Annotated in this window: 15 protein-coding genes and 2 pseudogenes; 13 read left to right on the forward strand and 4 right to left on the reverse strand. The window is 40.0% G+C overall.

All coding sequences use genetic code 11. From position 1 onward, the window contains the following. Window positions 1–93 precede the first annotated feature (93 nt). Entirely contained in the window at window positions 94–291 is a 198-nt protein-coding gene (locus FFL34_RS13220; RefSeq protein ID WP_138604750.1) for a YwbE family protein, read from the forward strand. A 353-nt stretch (window positions 292–644) separates the two neighbouring features. Beyond that, window positions 645–1,010 (forward strand): type II toxin-antitoxin system death-on-curing family toxin, encoded by a 366-nt coding sequence (locus FFL34_RS13225; RefSeq protein WP_138603834.1) that lies wholly within the window; start codon window positions 645–647, stop codon window positions 1,008–1,010. Window positions 1,011–1,227: 217 nt separating this feature from the next. Here the strand turns inward: FFL34_RS13225 and FFL34_RS13230 are convergent, their stop codons facing one another. Further along, the gene (locus tag FFL34_RS13230; RefSeq protein ID WP_138603835.1) at window positions 1,228–2,415 is read right to left on the reverse strand and encodes a cation:proton antiporter; all 1,188 of its coding nucleotides are present in this window, start codon (window positions 2,413–2,415) and stop codon (window positions 1,228–1,230) included. A gap of 787 nt (window positions 2,416–3,202) precedes the next feature. Here FFL34_RS13230 and FFL34_RS13235 point away from each other — a divergent pair. Together FFL34_RS13235 and FFL34_RS13240 are read left to right on the forward strand one after the other, a co-directional pair. Next, window positions 3,203–3,832: a cupin domain-containing protein gene (locus tag FFL34_RS13235; RefSeq protein ID WP_234031502.1), complete on the forward strand. Its 630-nt coding sequence runs from the start codon at window positions 3,203–3,205 to the stop codon at window positions 3,830–3,832. A gap of 246 nt (window positions 3,833–4,078) precedes the next feature. Continuing rightward, window positions 4,079–4,534: an MOSC domain-containing protein gene (locus FFL34_RS13240; protein WP_138603836.1), complete on the forward strand. Its 456-nt coding sequence runs from the start codon at window positions 4,079–4,081 to the stop codon at window positions 4,532–4,534. A gap of 246 nt (window positions 4,535–4,780) precedes the next feature. Here FFL34_RS13240 and FFL34_RS18680 read toward each other — a convergent pair whose 3' ends face one another. The 3 genes and pseudogenes from FFL34_RS18680 to FFL34_RS13250 form a co-directional block, all read right to left on the reverse strand. Continuing rightward, window positions 4,781–5,143: a hypothetical protein gene (locus FFL34_RS18680; RefSeq protein ID WP_234031503.1), complete on the reverse strand. Its 363-nt coding sequence runs from the start codon at window positions 5,141–5,143 to the stop codon at window positions 4,781–4,783. Window positions 5,144–5,206: 63 nt separating this feature from the next. After that, window positions 5,207–5,290 (reverse strand): annotated as a pseudogene (locus FFL34_RS18840) (TetR family transcriptional regulator); the annotation flags it as partial. Between the two features lie 85 nt (window positions 5,291–5,375). Continuing rightward, window positions 5,376–5,576: pseudogene (locus FFL34_RS13250) on the reverse strand (MMPL family transporter); the annotation flags it as partial. A gap of 108 nt (window positions 5,577–5,684) precedes the next feature. Here FFL34_RS13250 and FFL34_RS13255 point away from each other — a divergent pair. The 9 genes from FFL34_RS13255 (at window position 5,685) to FFL34_RS13295 (ending at window position 13,492) form a co-directional block, all read left to right on the forward strand. Next, complete coding sequence (locus tag FFL34_RS13255) at window positions 5,685–7,253, forward strand: spore germination protein (protein ID WP_138603837.1); 1,569 nt, start codon at window positions 5,685–5,687, stop codon at window positions 7,251–7,253. Continuing rightward, window positions 7,250–8,449 carry a Ger(x)C family spore germination protein gene (locus FFL34_RS13260; protein WP_138603838.1) on the forward strand — a complete coding sequence of 400 codons (1,200 nt, stop codon included), beginning with the start codon at window positions 7,250–7,252 and terminating at the stop codon, window positions 8,447–8,449. The genes FFL34_RS13255 and FFL34_RS13260 overlap by 4 nt, the downstream gene beginning before the upstream one ends. Window positions 8,450–8,465: 16 nt before the next feature. Continuing rightward, window positions 8,466–9,527 (forward strand): GerAB/ArcD/ProY family transporter, encoded by a 1,062-nt coding sequence (locus FFL34_RS13265; RefSeq protein WP_138603839.1) that lies wholly within the window; start codon window positions 8,466–8,468, stop codon window positions 9,525–9,527. 377 nt (window positions 9,528–9,904) lie between these two features. Next, on the forward strand, window positions 9,905–10,204 hold the full coding sequence (locus tag FFL34_RS13270) for a rhodanese-like domain-containing protein (RefSeq protein WP_138603840.1): 300 nt from the start codon (window positions 9,905–9,907) through the stop codon (window positions 10,202–10,204). 67 nt (window positions 10,205–10,271) lie between these two features. Beyond that, complete coding sequence (locus FFL34_RS13275; RefSeq protein ID WP_234031569.1) at window positions 10,272–10,796, forward strand: sulfurtransferase TusA family protein; 525 nt, start codon at window positions 10,272–10,274, stop codon at window positions 10,794–10,796. Between the two features lie 19 nt (window positions 10,797–10,815). Then, a complete protein-coding gene (locus tag FFL34_RS13280) occupies window positions 10,816–11,223 on the forward strand; it encodes a DsrE/DsrF/DrsH-like family protein (RefSeq protein WP_138603841.1) in 408 nt (135 codons plus the stop codon). Window positions 11,224–11,240: 17 nt separating this feature from the next. Then, the gene (locus tag FFL34_RS13285; RefSeq protein ID WP_138603842.1) at window positions 11,241–12,371 is read left to right on the forward strand and encodes an MBL fold metallo-hydrolase; all 1,131 of its coding nucleotides are present in this window, start codon (window positions 11,241–11,243) and stop codon (window positions 12,369–12,371) included. Window positions 12,372–12,433: 62 nt separating this feature from the next. Continuing rightward, window positions 12,434–12,661 (forward strand): sulfurtransferase TusA family protein, encoded by a 228-nt coding sequence (locus tag FFL34_RS13290; protein WP_138603843.1) that lies wholly within the window; start codon window positions 12,434–12,436, stop codon window positions 12,659–12,661. 48 nt (window positions 12,662–12,709) lie between these two features. Then, window positions 12,710–13,492: a sulfite exporter TauE/SafE family protein gene (locus FFL34_RS13295; protein WP_138603844.1), complete on the forward strand. Its 783-nt coding sequence runs from the start codon at window positions 12,710–12,712 to the stop codon at window positions 13,490–13,492. Window positions 13,493–13,581: the final 89 nt, after the last annotated feature.

The raw sequence follows: 13,581 nt of genomic DNA on the forward strand, positions 1-13,581 counted from the left end.
CAGATTACTGTCCTACGCCTGATTCCAGCAAATTGAATTTCCTAAAACGGATGAGAAAATCTGGTGTTGTATAACGAAGGAGTGAAATGGAATATGCCGGGAACGAGAAAAGAACATATGAAAATAGGACAAAGCGTGCGTGTTGTACAAAAACAGGACCAGCGCTCCGGTAAATTGACAGAAGGGGTCGTGTCCAAAATACTGACCAATACTGCTACCCATCCACACGGGATTAAGGTTATGCTGGAGGATGGCACTGTAGGAAGAGTGAAAGAAATTATAAACGAATGATATGTCTAGTCAAATATTCTCGTCATTACTAACACGACAGGAACCGGGTGCAGCACATTTTACTGGCTGGGTTTCTCCTTAAAAGGCGGCCAGTTGAATAGGATATTGAAACGAATCCATTTGTGATTGGCTAAGGAGGTTGACATTGTTATCATTGATATGAATACTAACTAGATTTGTCTGTGATATGATAAATAATATTAATAAAACATTCTAAATTTGGATATACTGCCATATATATCGGGTATATATTTGGTAGGAGGTTATCCAATGCGAAAAAAAAGGGTGCTTTCAAGTTTCAACAAGGCTGTGAAAGCCAATGGTAAAGCATTGGAAAAACTCAGTAAGAACTAATGAACGTAGAGTACCTAGATCTACAAGATGTGATAGATTTGCACAGTTTAACACTCGAAAGGGATGGGGGATTGGAAGGTCGTGAACCTGGAAAGCTAGAAGCTAAGTTAGCACTACCTATGTCTGGTTATGGCGACTTTGAAAAATATCCATCAATTGAAGAGAAAGCAGCTGTCTATCTCTACGAACTTTCTAGTGGTCATTGTTTTGTAGATGGAAATAAAAGAACTGCATATTTATCTACCTTTGTAGAAGGTGAAGAAGTAATTGATTTTGTTCCAAAAGTAGCGAACAATAATATAAGACCGCCTTTTACTGAAACTGTCTTTTGGATTCTACGACACGCATATAAGAAAGAAGAGTAGCTGTTCTTATAGTCTGTACAAACTATAGGAGCAGTTATTTTATATTCATTGAAGTAAAGTGAGATAAATTGAACCAATGCCCCTTTCAGATTAGTAAATCGCGACTTTCGGCCGGTTCCGCGCGAGTTTCCAGATTTTCGCGCGAGTTTCGGCTCGTGCCGCGCGACTTTCCTGGTTTTCGCGCGAGTTTCGGCTCGTGCCGCGCGACTTTCCTGGATTATTTAGTCAGTTTTTTCGACAACGGGGTGATGCCAAGGCTTTGCACCACAAGAGAAATCAATACGGCTGCAAATGATAGGGATATAATCATGTCATTGTCGCCGGAACTTCTGGATTGCAGCTGGAGAATAAGGAAAACAGACATAGATCCTTTTAACCCAGCCCATGAAAGCAAAGTGGATTCGCGCCAGCTGATTTTTTTCCTCCATGCTGGAAAGATTTGTGTTGTTCCTGCGATAATGATGAAACGAATGAACAAAGAAGCGGCAAATATCATGAACGCAAATCCCCACGCATTAAACGCAAGGTAATTGGAAGACTCAATCCCAATCAATAAAAATAATAGCGCTAATACAGATAGTTCCGCGATGTTCCAGAATCCATCCAGTTTGTCTTTTAAATCATTTTCTTTAATGGTTCTCCCGTATTCAAATGAAAGCATAATGCCAGCGAAAACAGTCGCCAAAACACCTGACACACCAACTTGCTCGGCAAAATTAAAAACCCCGTATGCAAGGACGATGCTCAACATAACCTGATATTCCCTGTTATGGGTGATGTGCACTGCTTTACTCATGAGCCAGCCGAAAGCAACTCCGATAAGCGTTCCACCGATGGAGACAATTAGAAAATCTTGTAGAAAACTCATCACCGTAAATGACTCGTTCTCAATCAACATGCCAGCGATAAATGTGAAAATCACGATGCTCGTCCCGTCGTTAATTAGTGACTCTCCTTCGACAACACTGGAGATTTTCTTACTGTTACCTGACTGCTCAAGTATCGATACGACAGACACCGGATCCGTCGGTGTCAAGATTGATGCAATCACCAGCGCGCCAACAAATGACATGGATATGAACGGACCGCTTATCGCATAAATGACCGAACCAAGAATGGCTACTGTTGCCATAATCCCAATCGTAGCAAGGAATGTGATAATACCGGCATTTTCCCTGAAATGATCGGATGAAAAACGATAAGCAGAGGAAAACAGCATAGGCGGCAAGAATATATGATAAATCATCTGACTGGTCACATGAATCGATGAGAAATAAGGAATGAACGATAAAATGATTCCCGTCACTACTAACACAACAGGAACAGGAACATAATTCTGCTTTTTGTCAAGTGTGAAAACAAGATAGCCAATAAATAATAATAGAACAATTTGTGAGGAAGTCATTGTTTATTCTCCTTGTATAAGCTAAGTTTAATAGAATATTTCCCAGCGTGACAAATAATAAACGCTGTGGTCTTGCAGATGGAGAAAGTCGCCCCGTTCGGTAACTCATTAGAGAAATGAGTGCCCTTTATCGCGAGAAATCGCTATATTCGGTAACTCATCAGAGAAATGAGTGCCCTTTATCGCGAGGAATCGCTATATTAGGTAACTCATTAGAGAAATGAGCGCCCTTTATCGCGAGGAATCGCTATATTGGGTAACTCATCGTTGAAATGAGTGCCCTTTATCGTGAGTAATCGCTATATTCGGTAACTCATCGTTGAAATGAGCGCCCTTTATCGGAAGGAATTGCTTTATTATGTAACTCATCAGAGAAATGAGTGCCCTTTATCATGAGGAATCGCTATATTGGGTAACTCATCAGAGAAATGAGCGCCCTTTATCGTGAAGAATCGCTATATTAGGTAACTCATTAGAGAAATGAGTGCCCTTTATCGCGAGGAATCGCTATATTCGGTAACTCATCAGAGAAATGAGTGCCCTTTATCGCGAGGAATCGCTATATTAGGTAACTCATTAGAGAAATGAGCGCCCTTTATCGCGAGGAATCGCTATATTAGGTAACTCATTAGAGAAATGAGTGCCCTTTATCGTGAGGTGCTGCTTTATAAGTAAGTAAAGGATGAACATGCCACTCACGTTCATCACGGATCGGTTCAATTCACTTACTTTATGGCAGTTGCATAATCTGTTGGCATGACAATTATCACTGAAAGGATTGACAGCTGTGGTCACACGCTTAATGGATTATAAAAACCCCGATTCACATTATTCTTATGATTTGAAACAAAGTAGATTCTTCACCAAAAATAAAGCCAATTATATTAATGTACTTGGTCCTGAACAATTGCGTACAATCGGCGATGTGTTTTTACTTGACGTGTTTCTTAGTGCCGGCAATGTTGTTGAACCGCATTACCATTCGAATGCATCTGAGTTAATTTATTGTATTTCCGGTGAAACAATTGTTTCTATGATCAATCCATCCACTAATGAACTGAAAAATATACGGATTCACCCTCAGCAAGTAGTGACTATTCCACAGGGATGGTGGCATTATTTTGCGGCAAATGTGGATAATACACACGTCCTTACAATTTATGATACTTCTGAGCTTGATACTGTTTGGGGTTCCGACGTTCTTCGCTTGACGCCGCCCGAGGTGTTTGCCCATACGTATTGCCTTGATAAAGGGCAGATTCAACAAGCGTTACAGTCGATAGGGGAGACGGTTATTATCGGGCCGCCTGTGGATTGTAAGCAAAAAGGTGGATACAGTAAGGAGCAGGCTTACTATCAACCTTATTATCCTCCAGGTCCATACTACACAAGACCAATGGCTCCTCCATATAACTAGACTTGAAAATGGATCAGATAGTTTGAGGCATAAAAAAGGTTTCTCTATAGTTTGATTGTTACACACTGGATTAAATGGACGCCTGTTCTGAATAGGGGGCGTCTTTTATTGCTTATATCCCGACCGGTGTCTTTCCGGATAAGATGTCATTCTTCTAAGGCGGGTCATTTGCGGAATAAAAGAAGGAATTACCGATGCGGTATTGAATTAATTAGCATATAAAACTTTTTTAAGTGAGGGTTTAAAATGAATGGGCTAATTAATTCAATCTTTGTTGTCGACGTCGCCGGGAGTCTACCTGTTTCGGTTCAATCAGTCCGGGCTGTGCCGGGTAAAGGTTTGGAAGGTGACCGATATTATCATAAGGCCGGATATTGGTCGCACAATGGTAATCTCCCCCGGGATGTTACACTTGTTGATATCGAAACATTGGAGCGGATTGAAGCGGAGTATAATATTGCTATTGAGCCAGGGGAACATCGGAGAAACATCGAAACGAAAGGAATAGACCTAACCGCATTAGTTGGCAAGAAGTTTCAGATTGGGGAAATTACCTTGCAAGGTATTCGTGTTTGTGAACCGTGTGCACATCTGGTTGAACTTACTGGAAAAAAGCAGCTTTTAAGAGGGTTGGTTCATAGTGGTCTGGTTGCAGAAATCTTGACAGACGGGGTAATCCATGTTGGAAATCAATTGAAATAGTCGTTGTCAGCGAAAGACTAAAATTTTCTATGAAACTATGTCGTCATTCCGCTTCCTTTTGTACAGGGGGGGAGCTAAGTTGTCTATTATTTTAGTACAAAAGAATACATAGCATAAAATGACGGCAATTATCGGAATATTTAATAAAGTTGAAATGAAGTCATTATTTTCCGGAAAACTGGACGTGTTTGGGTTATTTTTCCCTGTTGCCAGTTTTCCGTTGTTGGTCTTAAATAAATCCTAAAGCTAGTTCTCTTCCATAGCCGCAAGCACTAATTTTGCATATCTTCTTACGGTTTCTTTTTTTTCTTGTGTAGTTAATTTATTAAATGGTTGTTCGTTGGGGAGTACAACATAGCTTAAAAATATACCGCCCAACTGTCTCGCGCAAAAGTCTGTATCAACGGATTGATTTTTAAGTTTAAAATGATATTCTATCCCTTTTTTTAAACTCATGAAAATTATTTCTGGCAAGTTAATTTCTTTTGGTAAACTCCCTTTTAAGCTTTCGGATAAAAGCATTTGTACTAGCTTATGATTTTTCGAGAGTATTTCTAATCTATCCTCTATAATGCGCATGAAAAATATTTCGGTTTCTTTATTTGCCATTTCCAAAACATGCGAATGGAATTTTTTCTCCAGAACATCTTTGAGTACGGTGATAAAAAGGTTCTCTTTCGTTGAATACCGTCGATAGAGTGTTATTTCAGCAACTCCAGCTTCTTTTGAGACTTCCTGTGTCGTTGCTTGTAGCTCTTTTTTTTGAAAACAGAGATGGCTCCCTTAAAGATTTTTTTGTTCTGTTTTATCTTGCAAATTACCCAACTCGCTTTCTTTACTTTTACTTCACATTGCTTATTATATACCTTTTAATCCAATCTATTGTACCGTTTTTATTTAAAGATATCATGATCCCAAAGTTATTCAGGATCACAAAATCGGAAACAAGTAACGCACTAAATCCACCAATTGTAGTTAATGCGGATGCAAAGATAGCTTTACCAATTTGTTTATTTGTTGTTTGAATGGCATCTAGTCTTCCTTTTCCCTTTCTTTTCTCCTAATCGGTGTATACATACCATCCTATGAATAATTTTCGTTCACAGATAAATAATAACTGATTAGAACGTAAACGGGGGAGTATGATGGTATGAAATTCTCTAATGTATTTGGAAAGGTAATAAAAAGGTCCCTAAAGTCCGAGCAGGATGCAACCTCTGACGTAGAATGGAATCCATTCTCAACTAATCTTCGGGAAAATGAAAAGTTACTGCAAGAGCAAATGGGAGACAGTGCGGATATAATGTTCACCAAATTTACAATGCAAATGAAAAACAACGATACTGATACGGATGCATTATTAGTTGTTGTTGATGGTTTAGTGAACGAGGAAACAAAGCGGAATAACATTCTTAAGCCTTTGCAAGAGCATCCAATTAGTATTGAACCTAATGAACATTTAGATCAGGTTCAAAATAGACTTTCTATTAAACATATTGCCGTTGAAAAAAATGTAAATAAAGCTGTATTTAACATATTGAATTCAAAAGGTTTATTGATCATTGATGGGGTTGATCAAGGGTTAATTCTTGATATGGAGGGGTTCGAGACACGAACAATTGCGGAGCCATCAAATGAAAAGACCGTTCGTGGATCACATGAGGGCTTCATCGAAACAACGTCCACTAATATGTCCATGCTACGCCGCAGAATTTCTCATCCTGCCTTGCAATTTGAACAAAAAACAATAGGGAAGTTCACACGGACAAATGTCACGATCGCTTATATGAAACATATTACAGATCCTGAGCTTTTACAGCGTGTCAGGGACAGGCTCGACCAAATTGAGGTCGACAACATTGATAGTTCCGGAAATGTTGAGCAATTTATTGAAGATCATCCTTATTCTATTTTCCCGACCATTGGAAATACGGAACGTCCTGACTTGGCGGCATCCTTACTAATGGAAGGCAAAATAGTAATTATGGTGGATGGGGATCCCGTTTCTCTATATGTTCCCCTGTTATTTGTTGAGAGTGTCAAAAACATAGAAGATTATGAATCCCGACCATTTTATGCATCGTTCCTTCGCTTACTTCGTGCGTTTGCCTTTATTGTTAGTGTTACATTTCCAGCAGTGTATGTTTCGGCTCTTAATTTTAACAAAGCAATGATTCCAACTGATTTAATCGTTCCGTTATTTCAAGCAAGGGAAACGGTGCCATTTCCGCTAGCGATGGAGGTTTTTTTTATGATTCTCATGTTTGAAGTTGTTAGGGAAGCGGGTGTTAGGCTGCCCGAGACTATTGGATCTGCACTTAGTATCGTGGGGGCTCTGATTCTAGGAGAAGTATCCGTATCCGCTGGTCTTGTTGGGGCGCCTACGATTGTAATCGTATCATTATCCTATATTGCTTCATTCATGATTACACCGATTGCCGATGTGACGGCTTTGCTTAGGTTAGGATTCGTCATTTCAAGCAGTATTTTTGGAATGTATGGAATCATTGTACTATGGCTGGGGATTTTGACACACATGGTATCTTTAACTTCGCTCGGTGTTCCCCATATGGCCCCCTTTGCACCGTTTTATTTCCGTGACTGGAAAGATGCCATTATTCGTGTCCCGTTAAGGTGGATTAAATACCGGCAGAAAAGTGTTCCGCATCAACAATCAAGGCGAATTAAATCTTTGCCGAAAACAGGTGGAAAACAATGAGATATCGGCTACTTATTATAATGTTATGCGGACCTTTGGTTTTAGCCGGATGCTGGAGTAATCAGGAACTTGACGATACAGTATTGGTTGAAGGTGTAGGAATTGGTAAGGGGACAAATGGTGATTTACAGCTGGTTGTAGAACTCATTAAACCAACAGGGCAAACAGGAGGCAGTGAAAGTGAGGAACAGGGCAGTGAACTAAGTCTTGTTTTAGATAATACTGGTGATACATTATTGGAAATTGCCAGAGACTTTATTCGGTATTCTAAACGACGGTTAAACTTCACACACTCCTTGATATGGATTGTTGAGAATGATTTGGCCAAAAAGAAAGAATTCACGAAAGCACTTGATATACTACGTCGTGACAAAATGCTTCGTTTAAACAGTTTTTTATTTATTTCGGAAGCGGATAGTGATCTCACGGACATTTTAAGCACACCAACGTTATATGAGGATCTGACATCTACCGAGCTTGTTTCAGCTCTAGAGCAAACTCAGTTTAGTATGCATTATGCTACCATCAAACTTCGGGAATTTTACGAGTTATTGGAAGAACCCATTAATAGCGCTTATGTTCCTGTCATTAAGACGAAACAAGTCGGTGAGCAAACCATTACAGTGATAGAAGGTACGGCTGTGATTCGGGATAATCGAATGATTGGCAAATTGAATCTTAGGGAAACAATAGGGTTAAAATGGCTACTGGAACGTGTGAAAGGCGGCACGGTCAGTGTTTCGACAGGAGAAAAAGGAAAAAAAGCTGGAATCGAAATTTCGGATACCAATACAACGTTAAAAACCCGAATGGAAGAAGGGCAATTACAGGCACAGGTTAATGTAGAAGTTGAAGGAACGTTGTCTGATAATATGACAGATGGGAATATTAACGAGGCTTTCTTTAAAGAAGTGGAGCAAAAAGTCTCCAAAGATATTAAACAAACCATACAGGATACCCTTGACACATTACAAAATGACTTTAAAGCAGATATCACCGGAATTGGGGTTAAATTGTACCAGACACATCCCAAACAATGGAATGCCGTCGCTTCCGATTGGCATAACGATATTTTTCCAAATGCTGATATATCCGTTCATGTAGATACAAATTTGACACACCAGGGTCTGATCAATGAAAGTATAGATCAGAATAGCCGAAAGCCGCACAATAATCCTTATCGGTTCGGGAAATAATAAAGGAGATTGTACCATGGTCACTAAATGGGAAACATTATTTTTATTAATCATGACGCTTCCGATTATGGGGCACATTGTGATGTTACCCTATATGTTGGACCTTGCCGGAAGAGATGCTTGGATTTCTGTTTTGATTGCGTTTCCAATTGCATGTACATTTGCCGGAGCCATATACAAGCTCCGGCTTCGATATCCGGAGATGAATATAACGCAAATACTTACCCATTTGTTGGGGAAGTGGGGGAGACGTGGATTCGTGGCCCTGTTTAGCATCTACTTTCTTTTTTTGACAATACTTTCCTGCGCTATTTTGGTTGATTTTGTTTTTATTGTTTTCTTGCCCGAAACTCCCAGATTAGCGATTTTAGGCTATTTTTTTCTTCTGTTTTTATATGGTGCTACTAAAGGAGTTAAACGGATTGCCTTAACAGCCATTCCCTTAGCATTTGTCGGTATGCTCACAGGACATTCCATTACATTTATGGACACGCCGAAAAAAGATTGGGATCAAATGATGCCTTTTTTGGAATTTGGTTTGAGTCCTGTGCTTTGGGGCGTTTTAATCGTTTTAAGCATCTGGATGGAGCTTTTGTTCTTATTATGCCTGCCAATAAAAAATATTAATGAAAAACGAACCCTCACATTGTGGGTTATCGGTGCCGTGATTAATGTTTTTACTATGTTATCCACGATGACTGGTGTAATAACAATATTTGGATTGAATCAGGCGGACAAATTTGTGTATCCGGCAGAAGAAATTGTCAGAACCATCAATTTAGGTTTTATTGATCGGTTTGATGTATATGGTATGATTTTATTATTGTTTGGCGTGTATATCCGCTGCGGTTTATATTTTCGACTCGCTTATGAAATGACTATTACAGAGAATATGTCAGCATGGTTTAAAAGGGGGATTTTTTCAGCTTTTGCTTGTGTTGTGTTTTTTATAGCTTTGTTCATTGTTAAGGAACACTTTCGATTAGATACCGCGGTGCAGGTTTATACGTATATGATTGTTTTATTCCCGATACCGTTTTTATTATTGGGTATATCTTATAAAAGAGGGAAAGGTTAAATACGATATAACAACTATATTTAAAAACATCTTATCTTAAATGATTCTACTACTTTACGAGAAAATTTATCTATTGGTTTGACAATATACGCTAGGGGGTATATACTAAGTGTAGTCCTTTTGAAATGGTGTAGTAACAATAGAATAAAACCGATCAGAATGCGGAGGATGGGTGAGAAATGCCCCGTTAGTCCATTCATAAAAAGCAGATAAATAAAAGGTATTGACATTTGCAATGGTTTTTATTAATGTGATAATAGGTTAAGTAAAATTTACTTACCTTTTTTTATCACTTTATATATACCCCTACCCCTATTGGTAATATTGCATAATATAGAACGAAAGCATATAAAAAACGTTTAGGGAGGCAACATAATATGAAAGAAATTATGACGAATGAACTCATGGAAAAAATAAAAAACAACGAGAATGTAAATGTTATTGATGTGCGCGAGGATGATGAGGTTGCACAGGGCAAGATTCCCGGGGCAAAACATATTCCGCTTGGGGAAATACCCAACCAACTCGATAAACTAGACAAAAATAAACATTATTACATGGTCTGCCGTTCGGGCGGTCGAAGCGGTAAAGCTTGTGAATTTCTTGAGCAACAGGGTTATAATGTTACGAATGTCGATGGTGGCATGCTCGCCTGGACAAAGGACGTTGAAAAATAACAGGGAGGTAATAATTGTGGGAATTACAGTGAATGAAACCTTAGATGCAAAAGGCTTCGCTTGTCCGATGCCGATTGTTAAAACAAAAAAAGCCATTGCTAATTTGGAACCGGGGCAGGTCATGGAAGTGCAGGCAACCGACAAGGGATCGACCGCTGATATTAAAGCTTGGGCGGAAAGTACCGGCCATCAGTACCTTGGCACCGTTGAGGAAGGAGAGGTATTGAAGCATTATTTGCGTAAAGCAAGTGACCACGAGGCCAACGAGGAAACTAAATATGAAGAAGTGATTGATTTAAGAGAACTTCGTCAAAAAGTTGATGGTGGGGAAGCTATAATTATTCTTGATGTCCGTGAAAATGCTGAGTATGCCTTTAATCACATTCCTGGCTCCATCAACATTCCACTTGGCGAATTGGAGGACCGTATGGATGAATTAAAAAATGATAAAGAAATTAACGTCATTTGCCGTACGGGTAGCCGAAGTGATTTAGCATCACGAAAACTGTCAGAAAAAGGCTTTAATAATGTGAAAAATGTGGTGCCGGGTATGATCCAATGGGACGGGCCAACAGAACAATCAGCAAAATAATTTTTAGGAGGAATAGAAAATGGAAAACCAAAATACTACACGCGTAGCAATCATTGCATCTAACGGTGGTATGTTTGATGCTTATAAAGTATTCAACATCGCAACGGCAGCAGCAGCATCGGATAAAGAGGTGGGGATTTTCTTCACATTTGAAGGATTGAACTTGATTCATAAGGAAGCTCACAAGAATCTGCCGCTCCCGGAAGGAAAAGAACACTTCCAGGAAGGGTTTGAAAAAGCGAATGTACCGTCAATTAGTGAATTGTTGGAGATGGCGCAGGAAATGGGTGTGAAAATGATTGGCTGTCAAATGACGATGGACGTTATGAATTTGGAAAAGGATAATTTTGTAGATGGTATTGAAGTCGGTGGTGCAGCTTCGTTCATTGAATTTGCGAAGGACGCCGATATGTCACTGACATTTTAAAAAGGGAGGTTTCTGTTATGTCACAAAGTATGACGACGAATGAACTTGCAAGACGTGTAATCAATCGTGAGGAAACGCTTATTCTGGATGTTCGGAATACCGATGAATTTGATGACTGGAAGATAGAGGGTGATAGCGTTGACGTCATCAATGAGCCCTACTTTAACTTGCTTGATGGTGTCGAGACGCTTAGTGAGAAAATAAACAAAGACCAGGAAATCATCGTTGTGTGTGCAAAAGGCGGATCGTCCAAAATGGTTGCCGAAATGATGGAAGAAGCAGGCTTCACGAATGTCTATGATCTAGAAGGCGGTATGAAAGCGTGGAGTGAACATCTGGAGCCTGTGAAAATTGCTGATTTGAATGACGGTGGCAGTCTTTATCAGTTTGTTCGCCTCGGTAAAGGATGTCTTTCTTATATGGCTATATCTGAAAATGAAGCTGCGGTAATCGATGCTAACCGCATGACGGATATTTATGAACGTTTTGCTGGAAAGAAAGGTGTCACCATTAAGCATACAATCGATACACACCTTCATGCAGACCATATTTCAGGTGGCCGTCAATTGGCAGAACGCACTGATGGGACGTATCATTTGCCGCCGAAAGATGCAGATGACGTAACATTTAATTATACGCCGTTAGAAGAAGGTAATGATATAACGGTTGGCAGTACAACCATCAGGGTACAACCACTTTATTCACCGGGCCACACAATTGGAAGCACGTCGATTATTATCGATGACCAATATTTGTTGACAGGAGACATCTTATTTGTAAAATCAATCGGCCGTCCAGATTTAGCCGGGAAAGCGGACGACTGGGTTGGTGACCTACGCGAAACGCTATATAGCCGCTACAAGGCACTGTCTGATGATTTAGTGGTGTTGCCGGCACACTATTCATTTGTTGAAGAATTAGGGGAAGATGGCAGTGTTAAAGCACAATTGGGTGATCTGTACCAACGCAACGAGGGATTGCAGGTGGATGATGAAAACGAATTTCGCACAATGGTGACAAAAAATCTGCCGCCACAACCGAATGAATATGAAAATATCCGGAAAACCAACATGGGTAAAATAGCCCCAGAAGAGGAAAAACAACGCGAAATGGAAATTGGACCTAACCGTTGTGCGGTCCATGGTTAATCATACTGGGATTACATTCTTATAAAAATCACCCGCGTACAAAATAAAAGGAGGAATGGATGATGGAAGTTGCGAAAGTATTGGATGCAAAAGGAACGGCATGTCCTATGCCGGTAGTAAAGACGAAAAAGGCAATTGAAGAGATTGGCTCAGGAGACATTCTAGAAATACACGCAACGGATAAAGGGTCAAAAAGCGACTTGACAGCATGGGCGAAATCCGGCGGTCATGAACTAGTTGATCAAGCAGAGGAAGATGGCGTATTTAAATTTTGGATTAAAAAAGCCTAGTGGAGGCCCCGATTGCTGGGGCCCCTTCTTTTGGAAGGGAAGATTTTTATGGAATTTAGTCTTGTTTTTATTTTAGTTTTATTTTTGATTGGTTTTGCTGGTTCGTTTATTTCCGGCATGGTGGGAATTGGCGGGTCGATTGTTAAATACCCGATGCTCTTATATATTCCGCCGTTATTAGGGTTATCAGCATTTACAGCGCATGAAGTTTCAGGCATTAGTGCTGTTCAAGTCTTGTTTGCAACAATTGGTGGTGTTTGGGCTTACCGAAAAGGAGGCTACCTAAATAAAACGCTAATTATCTACATGGGTATCAGTATCCTAATCGGAAGTTTTATTGGTGGTTACGGGTCACGCTTCATGACCGATGGTGGTGTCAATTTTGTTTATGGAATGCTGGCAACAATAGCCGCAGTAATGATGTTTGTTCCCAAAAAGCAGATAGATGATATTCCACTTGATCAGGTAACATTTAATAAGTGGCTTGCAGCAAGTTTGGCATTTGCGACAGGGATTGGTGCCGGCATCGTTGGGGCGGCTGGCGCATTTATATTGGTCCCGATTATGCTGCTTGTATTGAAAATACCGACACGTATGACAATCGCGTCGTCCTTAGCCATTACATTTATTTCATCGATTGGTTCAACTGCCGGAAAAATCTTGACCGGACAAATCCTTTTTCTTCCCGCGGCCATCATGATTGTTGCAAGCTTAATTGCTTCCCCATTAGGTGCTAATGCAGGCAAACGAGTTAATACGAAAATTTTACAGGGTATATTGGCTGTTCTTATATTAGGAACAGCAATAAAGATTTGGGCGGATTTCTTTTAAAGTCTAACTGGCAAAGTTAAGGAGGTCCGGTTCCGGCGTTTGGAAGGTACAGTGGCGACGTCGGAACAGGATGTACAGGATTTGAAAGT

This window comes from Lentibacillus cibarius, from assembly GCF_005887555.1.
Taxonomy (GTDB): domain Bacteria; phylum Bacillota; class Bacilli; order Bacillales; family Amphibacillaceae; genus Lentibacillus; species Lentibacillus cibarius.